Below are 19,669 nucleotides of genomic sequence, written 5' to 3'. Positions count from 1 at the left end.
GTAATTCCCCCTTAGTTCAGTTGGTAGAACGGCGGACTGTTAATCCGTATGTCGCAAGTTCAAGTCTTGCAGGGGGAGCCATTTTTCGTTAATAGCTTAGGCTATTGATACGGAGCCGACTTAGCTCAGTAGGTAGAGCAACTGACTTGTAATCAGTAGGTCACCAGTTCGATTCCGGTAGTCGGCACCATTTATTTGCTTAAAAGTAATTCCCCCTTAGTTCAGTTGGTAGAACGGCGGACTGTTAATCCGTATGTCGCAAGTTCAAGTCTTGCAGGGGGAGCCACATTATAAGCCCTAGTCTTCGGACTGGGGCTTTTTTGTATCTATCGAAATCTAAAGATGAGCCATGGCTACTTAGGAAAAAAGATATTCCATGTTGCCAATACAATTATCAAATCACTATTGATTATTAGCACCCACATCATTTTGGCAGTGGAGCATCCAACGGATACCAAACTTATCAACTAGCTGCCCGAAGTGTGCGCCCCAAAACATATCGGTTAGAGGCATAATCACTTGCCCCTCTTGTGCCAACGTATTAAATATCTCAGCCTGCTGACTCATATCATCAAGCATAATAGACAGAGCTATAGGTCCGTCTCTCTCCGTGCTTTTCAGACCATCAGACATCATCAGTGAGAAGTGAACGCATTTAAACTCGGCATGCATAACCCAGTGAGGTTCAGCGCCTTCTATCACCTGCGGGGCATCAGAGAAGAGTTGCTGTGAAACAACCTCGCCAGAGAAAACATCACAATAAAAACTTAGGGCCTGTTCGCATTTCCCTGAGAAAAACAAATATGGAGTCAGTTGGCTCATATGCACACCTTGAATGAGTTGATCTGTATTTCAAAACTAGAAGTGCTACAAACAATGTTCAAGTTAGAGCGCTGATAAAAACTGGAACTAGACCAAAAACCAATAGTCTACATACGCTTGTGAATTCACACATGCTGAAACGCAGATCCTCACTTTTTAGAATATCACCCTGCTAGCAATGTAATTTAATTACAAAATATTGCTGACAACCATACTTCGCCTGCAATACACACAAGAGGTGCTTATAAATCACTCATGAATTCATGGTAATTATGTATGAAATAAAAGAAATGTGACCTTGATCTCATTAAATATTCCAGCCAAAGAACAGAAAGTGTGATCTTAATCGCCTGCAAATGAGATTGATTCTCACATGTAGGCTTATGTAATTTACTGACACCCATTTTGTGTGATGTGCATCACCATTAATTAATAACACAAACAATGGCAGTGAGATCCCCATCACAAATTATGCGTGAATCGTGCGTTTTCCAATTTATGTGATAGATTTTTGTCAACGTTAAACAAAACAACACTGCCAACTGGCTCAAATAATAAACGAGGTTACCCTTATGCTATCTCCCGAAGCTAAGATCAAAGTACAGAACTTTGGTCGTTTCCTCTCCAACATGGTTATGCCTAATATTGGGGCATTCATTGCTTGGGGTTTCATTACCGCTCTATTCATTCCAACAGGCTGGATCCCTAACGAAACGTTAGCTGCTATGGTTGGTCCTATGATTACCTACCTTCTACCGCTCTTAATCGGTTATACAGGTGGTAAAATGGTCGGTGGAGATCGCGGTGCAGTAGTAGGTGCTATCACTACTATGGGTGTCATCGTTGGTACTGACATCCCAATGTTTATGGGTGCAATGATCGTAGGTCCTTTAGGCGGCCTAGCAATTAAGAGATTTGACGCTGCGGTTCACGGTAAAGTGAAGAGCGGTTTTGAAATGTTGGTAAACAACTTCTCTGCCGGCATCGTTGGTATGATTTGCGCCATCCTAGCTTTCTTAGTGATTGGTCCTGCTGTTAAACTTCTATCTTCAGCACTGGCTGCTGGTGTAGATGTAATGGTAAATGCTGGCCTACTTCCTTTAGCCTCTATTTTCGTAGAGCCTGCAAAGATCCTGTTCTTAAACAATGCAATCAACCACGGTATCTTTACTCCACTAGGCGTTCAGCAGTCTGAAGAGCTAGGCCGTTCAATCTTCTTCCTAATTGAAGCGAACCCAGGCCCAGGTCTTGGTCTACTTCTAGCGTACATGGTATTTGGTAAAGGCAATGCTAAGCAATCTGCTGCGGGTGCTTCTATCATCCACTTCTTTGGTGGTATTCACGAAATCTACTTCCCATACGTATTGATGAACCCTCGTCTAATTCTTGCTGTAATCGCAGGTGGTATGACGGGTGTATTCACTAACGTAGTATTTAGCTCAGGTCTGATCTCTCCAGCTTCACCTGGTTCTATCTTTGCTGTTCTAATCATGACACCTAAAGATTCATTCGTTGGCGTCATTCTTTCTGTAGTCGCAGCAGCAGCAGTATCATTCCTTGTTGCATCACTACTAATGAAAACTCAGGCTCAAACTGACGACGAAGAAGACTCTTTAGAGAAAGCAGCGAGCCAAATGAAAGGCATGAAGGCTTCTTCTAAAGGTCAAGCTGCAAACGCTGACGTAAACATGTCAGCAGTAAAGAACATCATCGTAGCGTGTGACGCTGGTATGGGTTCAAGTGCAATGGGTGCAGGTCTACTACGCAAGAAAGTAGAAGCAGCCGGTCTCGATATCTCAGTAACCAATCTGGCAATCAATAACCTACCGCAAGACGTTGATATCGTTGTAACACACAAAGATCTAACAGACCGTGCTCGTTCAGTTGTTGATAGTGCTTACCATATTTCACTGTCTAACTTCCTAGACGGCGCTGTATACGACAATCTAGTTGCACAGCTACTAGAAGCTCAAGGTGCTTCAGAAGCTCCAACCACTGCTAAAAAAGAGCCAGAGCAACAAGGTACATTGAAGCTATCAAACGACAATATCTTTCTAGGTATGCAAGCAAAAACCAAAGAAGAAGTTATCAGGTTTGCGGGAGAACAATTGGTTAAGCTTGGTAATGTTCGCCCAGAATATGTAGACGGCATGCTTGCTCGTGAAGAGCTTGTATCTACCTACCTAGGTGAGTCGATTGCTGTACCACATGGCACTATCGAAGCTAAACAATATGTAGAAAGCACTGGCATCGTGTTCTGCCAATTCCCTGAAGGTATTCAGTGGGGTGAAGACGAAGATGATATTGCGAAGATGGTAATTGGTATCGCAGCACAAGGTGACGAACATATTCAAGTAATCACCGCTATCACGAATTCACTTGATGACGAAGAGGCTGTTGAACTGTTGAAGACTACATCTAACCCTCAAGATGTATTGAATATCCTCAACGGAAAGTAAAAGCTTTAAGTCACGCTCCTAAGTAAGTGACGAGGCCAGCTCCCCTTATTATGCTGGCCTCCTTTTTATTTTTATTAATTTCTATTGGTTAGGTACTGTTATGAAAGCTTTACATTTTGGCGCAGGTAACATTGGTCGTGGTTTTATCGGGAAGCTACTTGCTGATGCTGGTATCGCTGTGACATTTGCAGATGTAAATGAAACTGTAGTGAACGCTCTTATCGAGCGAAATGAGTATTCAGTTAAGGTTGTTGGCGCGGATTGTGTTGTAGACACCGTTTCAAACGTAACGGCAGTTTACTCAACTAGCCCTGAAGTTGTGAACTGCATTGCAGAGTCAGATATGGTGACAACTGCTGTAGGTCCAACAGTTCTAAACATCATATCAAAGACCATCGCACAAGGCCTTGAACTGCGTTTCTCACAAGGTAACGAAGCGCCACTAAATATCATTGCTTGTGAAAATATGGTGCGTGGTACGACTCAGCTTAAAGAAGCAGTTTACGCCCACCTAGATGATGAAGTAAAAGCTAAAGCGGACCAATTTGTAGGTTTTGTTGATTCAGCAGTAGACCGCATCGTTCCACCAGCAGAAGAAGGCGAAACTGATCCACTAGCAGTGACTGTTGAAACCTTTAGTGAGTGGATTGTAGATCAAACTCAATTCAAGGGTGAGATTCCTAACATCCCAGGAATGGAATGCACAGATAACCTAATGGCATTTGTTGAGCGCAAATTATTTACCCTTAATACCGGCCATTTAATCACAGCATACCTTGGCGTTCTTGCTGGTCACGAAACCATCAAAGACTCTATCGAAGACCCTGCAATTCTTGCTGAAGTAAAAGCGGCAATGGAAGAAAGTGGTGAAGTATTGATTCGTCGCTACGGCTTCGATCCAGAAGCTCATGCAGCTTACATTCAAAAGATTCTTGGTCGATTCGCTAACCCGTTCCTTCGTGATGAAGTTGATCGCGTAGGTCGCCAGCCTATTCGTAAGCTAAGCCCTCAAGATCGTTTGATTAAGCCTCTTAACGGCACTCTAGAGTACAGCCTACCAAACAAACACCTTTTAAAAGGCATTGCCGCTGCGTTCCATTATAAGAATGATGACGATCCACAAGCAGTTGAGCTTCAGGCTATGTTTGCTGAAAAAGGCTTTGCTGAGACATTAGCACACTACTCTGAGCTGAATATTGACGCTGAAGTTGTTAAACTAGCAGAACAAGCTTACCTAGCGATTAAATGATCCAAACCAAAGGTGCCTCTTATGGGGTACCTTTTAATTTTTGCCCCACAACAATAAGAGTAGTATGCCCATAACTCCTGAGCATGAAACAGATCTCCTAGAGGCCCTTTCTGAAGCAGAAAGCGCTCACGAGTGCCTGCTAACTGCCTATGATGCATTAGACGATACCGTCGATGCATTGCTTAAGAGTATCTTTTTCAAAGATGATTATGCGGTAAAATTTGTGGTTGATCCTCTATTAACTAACGATGGTCCGTTAGGTGAAATCCAAGTAAGAACCAAGCTCTTATTAGGATTAGGCAGTATTTCCAAAGAAATCTACGACGATATAGACATCTTCGTAACATTAAGGGAATGGGCTAAAATTCAAGGAGAAGAAGTTAGCTTCACTGAAGTTGATGTGTTGTTCGAGCTCAATAAGATCAACTCCATTAAAGGGATTATGCCACTTGAGTTTAATGCGGTCCTTGCTGATGGCATGAGTGGCGCAACGTTAGATATGTTTCTAACTCGACATTTCCAGAGAGTACGCTCTACCCTTGTGTTGGCCATCACGGATATCATCAATAAACTCTGCCGTGAAAATGATTTAACGTCTTAAAACAAAAAACCACCTTACGGTGGTTTTTTTATTCTCTGAAATCAGGTTTTTTCAATCTAACTAAGCTTATAAATCTTTAATGTTCTCAGCTTCTAGCTCGTTAAAGTATTTAACCGTCTTCACTTTAAGTTCTTGTTGTGCAGGTTCATCAGCAACAATGATTGCCTTATTATGAAGTTGTAGAGCTGTCACTGTCCACATGTGGTTTACACTGCCTTCAACTGCCATCTGCAATGCTTGTGCTTTATTGTGACCAAGAGAAAGAATCATCACTTCTTCAGCATCAAGCAAAGTAGCAACACCAATAGTAAGTGCGTATTTCGGAACTTGATTGATGTCACCATCAAAGAAACGAGAGTTCGCAATGCGAGTATCTTCCGTTAGAGTCTTAATACGTGTGCGTGATGATAGAGATGAACCAGGCTCATTGAATGCGATGTGCCCATCAATGCCAACGCCACCCATGAATAAGTTAATTTTACCGTAAGACTTCATTTTCGCTTCGTATGCAGCACAATGAGCATCAATATCATCAGCTAAGCCATCAAGCAGGTTGATGTTTTCGTCTTGGACATCAACATGATTGAAAAAGTTGTTGTACATGAAAGAGCGATAAGACTCTGGATGCTCAGGATCAATGCCCACGTACTCGTCCATATTGAAGGTAACAACATTCTTGAAGCTCACTTCGCCCGCTTTATATAAGTCAATTAGCGCTTTATAAGTGGTTAGTGGAGTGCCACCAGTTGGTAGACCAAGTACAAATGGTCGCTCTGCTGTTGGTTGGAACTTGTTGATGCTTGCAACGATATGACGAGCAGCCCACTTACCTACTTTTTCAGCATTGCTTAACGGAATCAGTCTCATAACTTTACCTTTTAATAATTAGGGTTTTAATGTTTTTTTGTAGTGTAAAATAAGTGGTCATTTTGTCCAACTCTTATTAGTGATTTTTTGACCTAGATCAGCCATCAACGCCAAAGAATTCCCCTTAATTACTCAATTAGTGTCCTTTCATTCCCTTTCAAAACGAAAGATAGCAACAATAAACCACTCCATAATTCTCAGCGAGAATTATGCGTTGAGATTTATGAATAACAGCAACTTTTGTGACGAAGCATACAAGCCCTTCACCCATCTAGCTTTCGAATTGTAGACATTTAAGTTTCGATATGAAAGAATCTACCACCCGAAACGAAAGATTATGAATATGACGAAACGAAATACTCAAATTCGACGCAGTGCTATCGCCTCCCTTGTGGAAGAACAAGGCGAAGTGACTGTTGAGGAACTAGCAAAGCGCTTTGATACGTCAGAAGTTACTATTCGTAAAGACCTCGCATCGTTAGAACAAAGTGGACAATTACTTCGTCGCTATGGTGGCGCAGTCTCTATCCCAACAGAAACGGTAGCGGAAGAACTCAATATACTCGTTTCAGAAGAAAAGTTATCTCTAGCGTCAGTTGCTGCCTCCTTGGTTCGTGACCACAATCGAATATTAATTGATAGTGGTAGCACCACTGGGGCCCTTATTTCTAAGCTCAGCACAAAGAAAGGCTTAGTGGTAATGACTAACTCTTTGACCGCAGCTAATGCGCTCAATGAACTAGAAAGTGAACCTACTCTATTAATGACAGGTGGCACCTGGGATGCGCATTCAGACTCATTTCAAGGCCAAGTCGCCGAGGCTGCTCTGCGTTCATACGATTTTGACCAACTATTTGTTGGCGCCGATGGAATCGACCTTGAACGAGGTACGACTACTTTTAATGAACTCATTGGCTTAAGTCGCGTGATGGCAGAGGTATCTCGTCAGGTCATCGTCATGATTGAGTCAGACAAGATTGGACGTCGAATTCCCAACCTAGAACTTGCTTGGGATAGTATCGATATCGTAGTGACCGATAAAAACCTGTCTGACGAATACAAACAAATAATCGAATCAAAAGCTGTTCGCGTTATTCGAGCAGCCAATTAAATTAAAACTACTATCGTCTTTGCTGCATATGCAAAGACAAACTGGAGAATAAAACATGTGTGGAATTGTTGGTGCAGTAGCACAGCGTGATGTAGCAGAAATCCTTGTAGAAGGCCTACGTCGTCTTGAATACCGCGGTTACGACTCAGCTGGCGTTGCTGTGGTAGACGCAGATTCAAACCTAACTCGAGTTCGCCGTTTAGGTAAAGTTCAAGAACTTGCAGACGCTGTAGATGCACAAAACGTTCTAGGTGGCACAGGTATCGCACACACTCGCTGGGCGACTCACGGTGAGCCAAGTGAAGTGAACGCACACCCTCATATGTCTGGTGATATTGCTGTTGTACACAATGGCATCATCGAAAACCACGAAGAACTACGTGAACTGCTCGTTGGCCGTGGCTATGTATTTACTTCTCAAACAGACACTGAAGTTATTGCTCATCTAGTTGAGTGGGAATTAAGAACATCAGCTTCTCTTGTTGAGGCGCTACAAAAAACCGCTAAACAACTTGATGGCGCTTACGGCACAGTAGCGGTTGATCGCAAAGACCCTAGCCGTATTGTTGTCGCTCGCTCTGGTAGCCCAATTGTGATTGGTTTAGGTGTAGGTGAGAACTTCCTTGCATCAGATCAGCTAGCACTGCTTAACGTAACTCGTCGCTTCATCTATCTAGAAGAAGGTGACATTGCAGAGATCACACGTCGTGACGTGTCTATCTTTGACATCGAAGGCAATCCAGTTGAGCGTGAAGAGCACGAATCTAACGCTGAACACGATGCAGGTGACAAAGGTAAATACCGCCACTTCATGCAAAAAGAGATCTTCGAGCAACCTACAGCGCTAATTAGCACTATGGAAGGTCGTATCTCTGCAGACTCAGTCATCACCAATGCTATTGGCGTTAAAGCAGAAGAAATTCTTAGCAACGTTGAACACGTTCAAATCATTGCATGTGGTACTTCTTACAACTCAGGTATGGCTGCTCGTTACTGGTTCGAATCTATTGCGGGTGTAAGTTGTGATGTCGAAATCGCTTCTGAGTTCCGCTACCGCAAATTCGTAACTCGTCCAAACAGCCTACTTGTTACTCTTTCTCAATCAGGTGAAACCGCCGATACGCTAGCAGCACTTCGCCTAGCAAAAGAAAAAGGTTACATGGCGGCAATGACCATTTGTAACGTGGCAGGCTCTTCTCTTGTTCGTGAATCTGATTTTGCTTTCATGACTCGCGCAGGAACAGAGATCGGTGTTGCTTCAACAAAAGCATTTACCACTCAACTTGCAGCAATGCTAATGATGGTTGTATCTATTGGTCGACTGCAAGGTCGCGTGGATTCAGCACGTGAAGCAGAAATTGTTCAAGCTTTACATGAACTACCGACTGCGATTGAGAAAGCACTAGCGTTTGATAAAGAAATCGAAGCTTTGGCTCCTGACTTCGCTGACAAGCACCATACGTTATTCTTAGGCCGCGGTGAGTACTACCCAATTGCGATGGAAGCGTCTCTTAAACTAAAAGAGATCTCTTACATTCATGCTGAAGCATATGCGGCAGGTGAATTGAAGCACGGCCCTCTTGCTCTAATTGATGCAGATATGCCTGTAGTAGTTATTGCTCCAAACAACGAACTTCTTGAGAAGCTGAAGTCTAATGTTGAAGAAGTACGTGCACGTGGCGGTCTGCTATATGTATTTGCAGACGAAAAAGCGGGCTTTGAAAGTGATGAAAACATGAAGATCATCAAGATGCCTCATGTAAATGAAATTACGGCACCTATCTTCTACACGGTTCCAATGCAACTACTGTCATACCATGTAGCATTGATCAAAGGTACCGACGTAGACCAACCTCGTAACCTAGCAAAAGCGGTTACCGTTGAGTAAACCTATAACTCTCTGTATTTAAAGGGGCCTTTGGCCCCTTTTTTAGACCTAAACAAAATAATATTCACACAATTGCACTTAATAGCCTAATATTTAACCACCGCAATATTGGCCGGATGAATTGATATGCAAATTGAGGAAACACAAAACTTCATCCAACCACTAAAAAATACCTTGTCCGACTTTTTCTTTTATCTTGCTATCGTCTGGGGAGCAGTAATGATCCTCGGGTATGTTCTTTTAACCCTAAAGCGCCACTTAGATGTCTTAAAAGAACAAAGAATTATGCAAAATAGGCATGACACGTCTCATCACAAATAGAATATTAATATTGCTTTAAATTATTTTATTAATAAATATATTTTAATTGCAAATTTATGAATTGTTACGGTTTGGTTGGTTATTTGTTTCTCTGTCTAATTTAAAGAATTAGACCATGACAACAGTTAAATTATCTCAATGAAATTTCGTTCATTATGATTTTTCGTATTACATTTATTATATTCACCGAATGAGTTTAAGATCACAACATCGTATTGACTCGGTGTATGAGTTTTTACTCTGCTGTTAGACTCATGCGACTTTGTTCTGACTCTATGGCTTATTGTTATTGTGGATAGGAAATATCGAATAAACTTGCTATTCAATGCAAATAAGGTTTATGACCGACAAGTAATTGAAGGCATTGGTGAATACTTACAGGCAACTCAATGTGATTGGGATATTTTTCTAGAAGAAGATTTCACGACTCACTTGGAGAATGTTCAAGATTGGCAAGGTGATGGCATTATCGCTGATTTTGACAATCCTGAAATAGAACGCTTACTTTCTAACTCAGACATACCTGTTGTCGGTGTAGGCGGCTCTTACGAGTCTGAGAGTGATTATCCTAATGTCCCCTATGTAGCAACAGACAACCAAGCCTTAGTGGAAATGGCATTCCAACATCTAAAAGGCAAAGGGCTGCAAAATTTTGCTTTCTATGGCATCCCTGATGCTCCTTGTCGCCGTTGGGCTGGAGAAAGAGAGAAAGCATTTAAAAACATAGTCACTCGTGAAGGTTATGCTAGCGCAATATTTCGTGGTAATGAGACCTCATCAAGCAGTTGGCAATATGATATGAACCGTCTAGCTGACTGGTTACAAAGGCTTCCAACGCCAACCGGAATTATCGCAGTCACCGATTCTAGAGCCAGACATTTACTGCAGGTATGTAGCCATTTGAACATTATGGTTCCCGACAAGGTTGCCGTGATTGGCATCGACAACGAAGAAGTGACTCGATACCTCACAAGAGTCTCTCTTAGCTCTGTGGCTCAAGGCAGTAAAGAAATGGGTTATCGCGCAGCTAAGATGCTTCACAACATTTTAGACACTCGAGTAAACTCAGAAAATGAAGCTTTAGTTCCCAAAGCAAAACCTAGAGTTATGATTCCACCATCAATGGTGTACGAGCGTCAAAGCACTGATTATCAAGCCTTAAATGACCCTTATGTGATTCAAGCAATGCACTTTATTCGACATAATGCTTGTAAAGGAATCAAAGTCGATCAAGTACTAAGCTATGTCGGTATTTCTCGTTCAAACATGGAGGTAAGGTTTAAAGAAGCCAGAGGGCACTCTATCCATCAAGAGATCCATAACTCCAAACTAAAGAGAGCTTGCAACCTACTCACCAGCACCTCACTCTCGATTAATGATATCGCTGAAGTATGTGGTTACCCGTCATTACAATATATGTATACGGTATTTAAAAAGAACTTCGAAATAACACCTAAAGACTTTAGAGAGAAATCGGCCTAAAAAATTCAAAGCCAATTCATATTAAAAAGCCCCGCTATAAATGCGGGACTTTTATTAATTAAATCTCTTACTTGGGGGTGAGCTTATTATAAACAATCACTCAGTAAATAATCTATCAATCAAGTTAGATAGTAATAAATAGGCGACCATTTGAAATTACTATTATTAGCAACTTGATTATGCAATCTAGTTTATGTGATAAGCATCTAAAAAATCATTATCACTGCTCAGTAATTCGACATAAATCGTGAATTCAAGCGTTTAAACTTCCTGAATGAGACTTGTCGCACAAATAACAAATACATGAATTTTACTACTAAAAATCGTAATTGAAGGAATTAAATAAAAAGTAAATTATGACTATCGAAGCCTGTTACTCATTTTGGATATTACGATCATGACCGAATTCTTTAAAAACATTAATACAATTAAATTTGAAGGCTCTGAGTCTTCAAACCCGCTTGCTTTCCGCCACTATGACGCCGACAAAATGGTTCTAGGCAAAAGTATGAAAGAGCACCTGCGCTTTGCTGCATGCTACTGGCACAACTTCTGCTGGGCTGGCTCTGACGTATTCGGTGCTGGCACTTACGACCGTCCATGGCTAAAAAGCAACGATGCGATGGAAGTCGCTCGCATGAAAGCCGACCACGCGTTCGACTTCTTCTCAAAATTAACTGTTCCTTACTACTGCTTCCACGACACCGATGTTGCTCCTGAAGGGAACTCTATCAAAGAGTACATCAACAACTTCCAGACGATGGTTGACGTATTAGAGCAGAAACAAGCCGAAACCGGCACCAAGCTACTTTGGGGGACAGCAAACGCGTTCTCTAACCCTCGCTACATGTCTGGTGCAGGCTCTAACCCTGACCCGAAAGTCTTTGCTTATGCGGCCACTCAAATCTTCAACGCTATGGGCGCAACTAAGCGTCTAGGTGGTGAGAACTACGTACTTTGGGGTGGTCGTGAAGGTTACGAAACACTACTTAACACCGACCTGCGCCAAGAGCGTGAGCAACTTGGTCGCCTAATGCAAATGGTCGTTGAGCACAAACATAAGATTGGCTTTAACGGCACTATTTTAATTGAGCCTAAGCCACAAGAGCCGACTAAGCACCAATACGACTACGATACGGCTACCGTGTATGGCTTCTTGAAGCAATACGGACTGGAAGACGAAATCAAAGTAAACATTGAAGCAAACCACGCCACTCTTGCAGGGCACAGCTTCCATCATGAGGTTGCGACAGCGACTTCTCTAGGTCTATTTGGCTCTATCGATGCAAACCGTGGCGATGCTCAGCTAGGTTGGGATACTGACCAGTTCCCTAACAGCGTTGAAGAAAACACGCTAGTGATGTACGAAATCCTAAAAGCAGGTGGCTTCACCACCGGTGGCTTTAACTTTGATGCTCGCCTTCGCCGTCCGTCTATCGATGCACAAGACCTATTCCACGGCCATATCGGTGGCATGGATGTCATGGCGAAATCTCTAGACAACGCCGCGGCTATGCTGGAGAACGATGTGCTAGGTAAACTCACTTCTGAGCGCTATGCAGGCTGGAATGACGACCTAGGTAAGAAAATTCTAAGCGGTGAAATGAACCTTGAACAAGTGGCTAAATTTGCTCAAGAGAAAAATATTGCACCTAAAATGGCATCGGGTCGCCAAGAGCATCTAGAAAACATCGTTAACGGCTTTATCTTTAAATAACAAAGCGGTACGTTAATCAATCGAGCCCGATCGCCATATACATTGAGGTTCTCGGGCTTTTTAATTAACAAGCTCTCAGTGAACGACAAGAATAAGAAATAACAATGACACATGTAATCCAAAACCCAATACTTAGAGGCTTTAATCCCGACCCTTCCATAGTTCGAGTCGGCGATGATTATTATATTGCGACTTCAACATTCGAGTGGTTTCCTGGTATTCAGCTCCACCATTCTAAAGACCTAGTTAATTGGCGTCTTGCCGGACATGTTCTCACTCGCACCTCACAGTTAGACATGAGAGGCATGGATAACTCTGAAGGCATCTACGCCCCTGCTCTTACCTATGCTGATGGTCAGTTTTGGGTATGCTTTTCCAACGTACACTCATGTCGAGGCGGAAACTGGATGGCCACCCCTTGTTTTGTGGTTACCGCAGAGAATATCGAGGGCCCATGGAGCGAGCCTATCTCTATCGGCAACTATGGCTTTGACCCTTCATTATTTCACGACGATGACGGCAAGAAATATATGGTTAACATGGTGTGGGATGGCAGACAAAAAAAGAATTTCTTTGGTGGCATTGTTGTTCAAGAGTTTGATGTCGAAGCTCAATCTTTGATTGGCAAGCCACACAATGTATTTAAAGGCACCAAACTCGGCTGCACTGAGGGGCCGCAAATCCTCAAAAAAGAGGGGTACTATTATCTGATTACAGCAGAAGGTGGTACATCTCGTGACCATGCAGTAACCGTCTGCCGCTCTAAGAACATATTAGGCCCTTATGAAGTTCATCCTGAAAATCCAATCCTCACCACACGCTTTCAGGAAAACGCTCCCCTTGAACGTGCTGGACATGGTTTCTTTGTTGAGACTCAAAATGGCGAATGGTACCTGAGTCATCTGTGTAGTAGACGAATACCAAACCCAGAGGGTTATCAATTCATACCCGATTATGACAATGGCTATTCTATTCTTGGACGTGAATCTGCAATTCAAAAAGCACACTGGCAAGAGGGTTGGCCTTATGTCACTTCAGGCCGAATCCCCGCTCTAGAAGTGGAAGCCCCAGATCTTCAGCCTCACCCTTGGCCAAGTAAGCCAAATCGCGACAACTTCGAGAGCACGACACTTGCTGTTGATTATCAAACATTAAGAGAGCCTGCGGACGAGTCTTGGTTGTCTCTAACTGAGCGCCCTGGATATTTAAGACTGAAAGGTCGCCACTATCTCTCATCAAGATACGAACAAAGCATGCTAGCTCGCCGTTTTCAGGCTTTTTATTGCACAGTAGAAACTAAGCTAGAGTTTGCACCTGAAACACCTTACGAGATGGCAGGGTTGTGCGCCTACTATTCGCGCAATGGCCACTACTTCCTGAAAATGAGCGCGGATGATGATGGGAATAGACTGCTACAAATTGCCGGAAACATTAATGATGTATATGGGGAATACTCCGAAGAAGTCTTCATTGGTGATGCAGACTCAGTGTTTTTGCGTCTCGAGCTCGATCGCCAATGGTATCGTTTCAGTTATTCATTAGACGGTCAAACTTGGCAGCCTATAGGCGCTCCCCTAAACAGCACACCGCTGTCAGATGAGGGTGGTCCAGATATCTTCCGCTTCACTGGTAGCTTTGCTGCCCTGTTTTCCGCTGATATTCGCGGACAAAAACAAGCTGCTGACTTTGCATATTTCGAGTATATCGAACATCAAGCCAAGCAATAAAACCGAACTATCAGCACATTGCTCAATCTGGTGATGTGCTGTGACAAGATTAAATGACTATTTGAGTGAGAGTATTATGAATGACACAACAGCAACCGAATTGAGTGATGCGGAAAAAGTAACGGCTCGCGATCTTGAGCGTGCGAGCTCACTGAAGCCAATCTCTTCTCCATTGGTTACTCACATGTACACTGCAGATCCCTCAGCACATGTGTTCAATGGCAAGATCTACATTTACCCTTCTCATGATGTCGAGACAGATCAGCCTTTAAATGATAGTGGTGATCACTTTGATATGCGTGACTACCATGTTGTCTCTCTTGACCAACCTTTTGGTAAGGCAACCGACCACGGCAAGGCATTAGACGTTAAAGACGTTAAGTGGGCAGAACGTCAAATGTGGGCACCAGATGCAGCAGAGAAAGACGGGAAATACTATCTATACTTCCCTGCAAAAAATGCAGAGGGCATTTTTCATATCGGTGTTGCCGTTGCCGAGCAACCTGAAGGTCCATTTGTTCCTGAAGAAACATATATTCAAGGCACATACAGTATCGACCCTGCAGTATTCCAAGATGAGGACAACCAGTACTACCTTTATATCGGAGGACTTTGGGGTGGCCAACTACAGAACTGGCGTGATAATGAATATGGTGAAGAGATCTTTCCACAAGATCACGAGCCAGCCCTTTTACCTAAGGTAGCTAAACTTGCAGACAACATGGTTGATCTTGCAGAGACACCTCGTGATATAGAGATCCTTGATGAGAATGGAGAGCTGCTTTTAGCAGGAGATACCGACCGTCGTTACTTTGAAGGCCCATGGCTACACAAACACAACGATACCTATTACTTCTCATACTCTACCGGCGATACCCACAAAATAGTGTACGCCACCAGCCAATCGCCATATGGTCCATTTACATACCAGGGTGTTATTTTAGAGCCGGTTCTGGGCTGGACAACTCACCACTCAATTGCTGAGTATGAAGGTAAGTGGTACTTGTTCTACCATGACAGCACGTTATCTGGGGGCCAGACACACCTTCGCAATATCAAAATGACAGAGCTCACTCACAACGAAGACGGCAGTATTCAAACCATTACACCTTATCTCGATATCTAAAAATAAAGTATCAACTCCCTTTAAGCGCACACTATAACGGTGTGCGTTTTTTGTTTATTTTCTTAATTTAACAACGAAAAAGAGATGACCTAAGCCACCTCTATCCTGATATCGGTTTATAGAACCTAACCAATCTAACGCAAAGTTATCCTAGTTAACTCCTCACCAAGATATGACATGTTACTACCCGGTACTGGATAGAGTTGGTATTTACGCCCCTCTCCGTCGTTATCTGAAAGGGCGATATTCCACTGAATGCTTTCGCCATCTTTTAGCTCTGAATCAAGTTCAATGGCAAACAATAATTGTGTACCCTCTTCGTTCCATTGCGCTTGATAGCCAAGTGCATAGTTAGCTGGCTCAAAACCTTCTCCAACCACAGTTCTAAATTGCGTCATATCCTTCTCGCCATACTGCACAAATACCTCTACGTTATCATTTTCATAGCTTTGTTCAGCTCCAGTAAAGGTCACATCATCTTGTCGCTCAACAACGCCGTACAACCATTTACCATGCACACCAACCTGCCACGAGCCCGATATATCTGCATCATCAAAACTCATGTCTCTTTGATTTAGCTGATTAAAAGCAAATGAGTAACGATAGGCATTTTCCCAAACAGCGTCATCTGCGCTACTTGGTGCGTTATTTAACTGGCTCATGGAGAAAGTCGGTGGTGTAGAAATTGGATTAGGTGACACAACAGCATTCTGTCCGTTCATGAACAACTCACCAAACTCCTCCCCCTGCCAACCTACGTTGTTACCGGTTAGTGGGTAAAGCTGAGCTTTGCGATTACCATCGTCTGTATCGTTGTCATTATCCGATAGTGCAATATTAAAGCCTACCGTCTCACCAACTAGGTCTTCAAAACCTTCAAATTCAATAACAAAATCAAACATCTTGCCGTCTTCACTCCAAGTTCCCTTTGCTTTTCCTGGGAAGCCTAGCGGAGCAAAATCTTGACCTATCACTGAACGGAATTGCCAATATTGTTCGCCAAGTCGAATGAACACCTCAACATTGTCATTCTCATGAACAAGGCTGTGATTGGTCACGGTTGTCTCGTCTGAGCGAATAACTTGGCCTATTAATTTGTTCTTGTAATAACCCACGCCCCATTTACCACTCACCGTCTCAGAATTAGGCAGCCTTTGGTCTTTACCATTAAGTTGGTTGTACACAAATGGATAATAGACGATAGCTTCCGCATTCAAGGATTCTGACGATAAAGGCTTAGCATTAAATGGAGAAATATGACGCTTCGCATTACTTAGGTCTGTAATCGGTTCATAACCAAAGTTTCCAGTTACGGCATCCACCAACACATCTTGCACCGCTAAATAGGCAGGTTTTGCTCGATAGTCTTTATCCAACATCAACGCTCTACCGTAACCCTCAAACCACGATGGAACCCATGAGTACTTATCAGTCAGTCCCCAGGTGGTGTACATATCTACTTCTGGATAATAAGCAGCAAGCTTCATTAAGGTCTCATAATGCTTAGCTTGGTCATTGAGCCCCGCCTGACCGTCGCTGTCTCGCATACGCACATCAATCTCAGTGAAGTGTGTATCCAATCCAATCTCAGAGAATCGTTCAATATTGCGAGCAATAGATGCCTCACCAATTGGGTACTCACTCATTAAATGTAACTGTGTACCTACACCATGAATCGGCACACCTTTATCCAGCAAGGTTTTTAAGTGACGATATACGGCATTGGATTTAGGGCCTATGGCTTCTGTTGAATAATCGTTATAAAACAGCACTGCGTCAGGATCGGCTTCATGCGCCCATCTAAAGGCCATCTCAATGTAATCTTCGCCTAACACCTGATACCAAAGCGTCTCTCTAAAAGTACCGTTGTCATTGAAGGCTTCGTTGACAACATCCCAGTAGGCTACTCGCCCTTTATAATGACCGACCACCGTCTTGATATGTTGCTCAAGTACCTCGCTCAATTCTTGTTTGGTCCACTTTGTCTCTTCTAACCATTTAGGGTTTTGGATATGCCAAACAAGAGCATGTCCTTTCACGACCATGTCATGCTCTTGCGCAAACTCAATAAGTTGGTCTGCTTTACTAAAATCAAACTGACCACGTTGAGGTTGAACATAGCTAAACTTCATCTCATTCTCTGGTGTAATCTGCGAAAAATCGCGGATCAACACCTGACGAAATAGAGGATCTTCTAAGTGACGCGTCTCTACAGCCGCACCTATAGCAAGGTTGATTTGGTCAGCTAAAGATTTAAGAGGCATACCAGGAAGTTCACCCGATTTAGCCATAGCCTGTGTGATTTCTTGAGTTGGTTGGTTTGTTTGTTCGGTGGAGCAAGCTGAGAGTAATGCGAGACAGAGTGAAGGGAAAAGTAACTTTCTCATCTTTATTTCCTTTTTCAAGATGCAATTACACAACTGGATGCCTCAGTAGCATCCAGTGTGTTGTTGTCATCAAATAGTTAGTATGTAGGATTTATCCTTTAACTGCACCAGAGGTAAGTCCGTCAATGAGTCGACGTGATGCCAGTATAAATAGAATAAGCAGTGGCAATACTGCGATGGCAGCACCAATAGAGACCGCGCCCCAAGGTACTTGCCCTGTACCCTGCAAAGCACGCAGAGCTAGCGGTACTGTAAACATTTTCATGTCATTCATTACTACCAAAGGTCCCATGAAGTTGTTCCATGTTCCGATGAAAGTAATCAAACCTAAAGTACCGAATGCAGGTGTGATAAGAGGCACGATAACTCGGTAATAGATCTTAAATTCCCCACAGCCATCCATGCGCGCCGCTTCAACAAGCTCTTTAGGGATAGAGCTTGAAATGAACTGACGCATCATGAAGATCCCCATCGCTCCACAAGCAGCAGGGATGATCAGTGCTTTTGGATCGTTCATCCAACCGATAGTTGACATGATCATTGCTGTTGGGATCATTCCTAAGAATGGTGGCAATAACATGGTCGCCATAATGCCAATGAACAGAGTGTTCTTAAATTTGAAATCAAACATCGCAAACGCATATCCTGCCAATGAACAGAATAGTAAGTTTAAGAACGTAACTACTATTGCTATGTATAAACTCAAACCCAAGTTGTGCCAGAAATACGGTAAAAATTCTAACAAGGTATTAAAGTTATCTAGTAAATAGTCTCCCAATCCAATCGGAGGCGGTACTGATAAAATGCCTGCATTTGAGTGCGAAGAAAATATAAACATGAAGTAGAACGGAGCAATCATGATCAATGCTCCAACGGCGACAAAACCGTAGGCAATGAGTTTGTCTTTTCCTATTACTTTTCTCATTGGTTGTTCCCACCTAATAGTTTGTTATTTACTAACGTCAATCCTGCGATAATCATGAATAGAATCCAGGAGATGGCCGAAGCTGTACCAAAATCACTCTCAACAAATGCCGTAATGTACATGTGCATTGCCGCTGTTTTACCTGCTTGTTCCAGACCACCTGTGCCACCGGTGATAATGAACGGTTCTTCAAACAACTGCAGGTTGCCAATAATAGTTAAGGTAACGGCAAAGAACGCCATCGGTTTTAGCATTGGTAAAGTTATGTGCCAGAATTGCTGATAACGATTAGCACCATCGATAATGGCAGCTTCATAGATATCTTTTGGAATCGTCTGTAATGCAGATAAATAAAGCACAGTATTCCAGCCAACAAATCGCCAGAAGACCACAAATGAAATCATATCCTTGGTATAAGCCGGTTTGGCCCAATCAATGTTTTCAGTAGGGAATAGCCACGCCAAGACTTTCATATCCCCAATGGTAAAGTTACCGAGAGAGGTTAAAACTTGGTTGATCATGCCAAAGTCGCGGGAGAACAGCGTAGTGAAGACCAAAGATATCGCCACGGTTGAAGTGATGTAAGGTACAAAATAAATACCGATAACCGTGTTACGCATTCTCATAAAGCTGGTATGAATAAAGAATGCTAAAGGCAGTGCAACTGCGTGTTGTGGAATACCTGATTTAAGTGCAATGACAAAGGTATTGTAAATTGAGGTTTGGAACCATTCATCTTGTAAAGCGAATACATAGTTCTCAATACCCACCCACTCCATAGAGGCTAAACCTGCTGCAGGTTCCCAATAATGGAATGACAAATACAAAGAAAATAACAATGGAAATAATCCAAACACGCCAAAAATCACAAAGAATGGCATCACAAATACATATGGAGCAATCTTGTTGCCTTTGCGAAGCCAAAAGCGACCTTTTTGTGACGAAGTAGGATTGGCAGCTAATAAAGAACTCATAATCTTATCCCAA

General features: G+C 42.8%; 14 protein-coding genes and 3 tRNA genes. 12 read left to right on the top strand and 5 right to left on the bottom strand.

Annotation, left to right across the window (positions count from 1 at the left end; translation table 11 throughout):
• Positions 1-5: 5 nt before the first annotated feature.
• From OCU48_RS01835 to OCU48_RS01825, 3 genes are all read left to right on the top strand, one after another.
• Positions 6-81, top strand: a tRNA-Asn gene (locus OCU48_RS01835).
• 33 nt (positions 82-114) lie between these two features.
• A tRNA-Thr gene (locus OCU48_RS01830) sits at positions 115-190 on the top strand.
• Positions 191-210: 20 nt separating this feature from the next.
• Positions 211-286, top strand: a tRNA-Asn gene (locus OCU48_RS01825).
• 116 nt (positions 287-402) lie between these two features.
• Here OCU48_RS01825 and OCU48_RS01820 read toward each other — a convergent pair.
• Positions 403-822: a VOC family protein gene (locus OCU48_RS01820; RefSeq protein ID WP_141346888.1), complete on the bottom strand. Its 420-nt coding sequence runs from the start codon at positions 820-822 to the stop codon at positions 403-405.
• Positions 823-1,394: 572 nt separating this feature from the next.
• On the opposite strand from OCU48_RS01820, the gene OCU48_RS01815 reads away from it, so the two are divergent.
• From OCU48_RS01815 to OCU48_RS01805, 3 genes are all read left to right on the top strand, one after another.
• Positions 1,395-3,281: a PTS mannitol transporter subunit IICBA gene (locus OCU48_RS01815; protein WP_141346889.1), complete on the top strand. Its 1,887-nt coding sequence runs from the start codon at positions 1,395-1,397 to the stop codon at positions 3,279-3,281.
• Between the two features lie 100 nt (positions 3,282-3,381).
• On the top strand, positions 3,382-4,530 hold the full coding sequence (locus OCU48_RS01810; protein WP_141346890.1) for a mannitol-1-phosphate 5-dehydrogenase: 1,149 nt from the start codon (positions 3,382-3,384) through the stop codon (positions 4,528-4,530).
• Between the two features lie 64 nt (positions 4,531-4,594).
• Positions 4,595-5,131 (top strand): MltR family transcriptional regulator, encoded by a 537-nt coding sequence (locus OCU48_RS01805; protein ID WP_141346891.1) that lies wholly within the window; start codon positions 4,595-4,597, stop codon positions 5,129-5,131.
• Positions 5,132-5,197: 66 nt separating this feature from the next.
• Here OCU48_RS01805 and nagB read toward each other — a convergent pair whose 3' ends face one another.
• The gene (gene nagB, locus OCU48_RS01800; protein ID WP_141346892.1) at positions 5,198-5,998 is read right to left on the bottom strand and encodes a glucosamine-6-phosphate deaminase; all 801 of its coding nucleotides are present in this window, start codon (positions 5,996-5,998) and stop codon (positions 5,198-5,200) included.
• A gap of 343 nt (positions 5,999-6,341) precedes the next feature.
• Between nagB and OCU48_RS01795 the strand changes: the two genes are divergently transcribed.
• The 6 genes from OCU48_RS01795 to OCU48_RS01770 all read left to right on the top strand — a co-directional run bounded on the left by OCU48_RS01795 (position 6,342) and on the right by OCU48_RS01770 (position 15,370).
• A complete protein-coding gene (locus OCU48_RS01795) occupies positions 6,342-7,109 on the top strand; it encodes a DeoR/GlpR family DNA-binding transcription regulator (RefSeq protein WP_141346893.1) in 768 nt (255 codons plus the stop codon).
• Positions 7,110-7,164: 55 nt separating this feature from the next.
• Positions 7,165-8,997: a glutamine--fructose-6-phosphate transaminase (isomerizing) gene (gene glmS, locus OCU48_RS01790; protein ID WP_141346894.1), complete on the top strand. Its 1,833-nt coding sequence runs from the start codon at positions 7,165-7,167 to the stop codon at positions 8,995-8,997.
• A gap of 612 nt (positions 8,998-9,609) precedes the next feature.
• Complete coding sequence (locus OCU48_RS01785) at positions 9,610-10,800, top strand: XylR family transcriptional regulator (RefSeq protein ID WP_280176882.1); 1,191 nt, start codon at positions 9,610-9,612, stop codon at positions 10,798-10,800.
• Between the two features lie 397 nt (positions 10,801-11,197).
• A complete protein-coding gene (xylA, locus tag OCU48_RS01780; RefSeq protein ID WP_337983897.1) occupies positions 11,198-12,517 on the top strand; it encodes a xylose isomerase in 1,320 nt (439 codons plus the stop codon).
• Positions 12,518-12,621: 104 nt separating this feature from the next.
• A complete protein-coding gene (locus tag OCU48_RS01775) occupies positions 12,622-14,244 on the top strand; it encodes a glycoside hydrolase family 43 protein (protein WP_141347407.1) in 1,623 nt (540 codons plus the stop codon).
• A gap of 76 nt (positions 14,245-14,320) precedes the next feature.
• On the top strand, positions 14,321-15,370 hold the full coding sequence (locus tag OCU48_RS01770; RefSeq protein WP_141347408.1) for a glycoside hydrolase family 43 protein: 1,050 nt from the start codon (positions 14,321-14,323) through the stop codon (positions 15,368-15,370).
• 134 nt (positions 15,371-15,504) lie between these two features.
• Here OCU48_RS01770 and OCU48_RS01765 read toward each other — a convergent pair whose 3' ends face one another.
• The 3 genes from OCU48_RS01765 to OCU48_RS01755 all read right to left on the bottom strand — a co-directional run bounded on the left by OCU48_RS01765 (position 15,505) and on the right by OCU48_RS01755 (position 19,656).
• Positions 15,505-17,757, bottom strand: a complete 2,253-nt coding sequence (locus OCU48_RS01765) for an endo-1,4-beta-xylanase (protein WP_141347409.1) — start codon at positions 17,755-17,757, stop codon at positions 15,505-15,507.
• Positions 17,758-17,848: 91 nt separating this feature from the next.
• On the bottom strand, positions 17,849-18,682 hold the full coding sequence (locus tag OCU48_RS01760; RefSeq protein ID WP_141347410.1) for a carbohydrate ABC transporter permease: 834 nt from the start codon (positions 18,680-18,682) through the stop codon (positions 17,849-17,851).
• On the bottom strand, positions 18,679-19,656 hold the full coding sequence (locus OCU48_RS01755) for a carbohydrate ABC transporter permease (RefSeq protein WP_141347411.1): 978 nt from the start codon (positions 19,654-19,656) through the stop codon (positions 18,679-18,681). Before OCU48_RS01755 ends, OCU48_RS01760 begins: the two co-directional genes overlap by 4 nt.
• Positions 19,657-19,669: the final 13 nt, after the last annotated feature.

Source organism: Vibrio inusitatus (assembly GCA_024346935.1).
Classification (GTDB): Bacteria; Pseudomonadota; Gammaproteobacteria; order Enterobacterales; family Vibrionaceae; genus Vibrio; species Vibrio inusitatus.
This window is presented reverse-complemented; position numbering and strand designations above follow the sequence as displayed.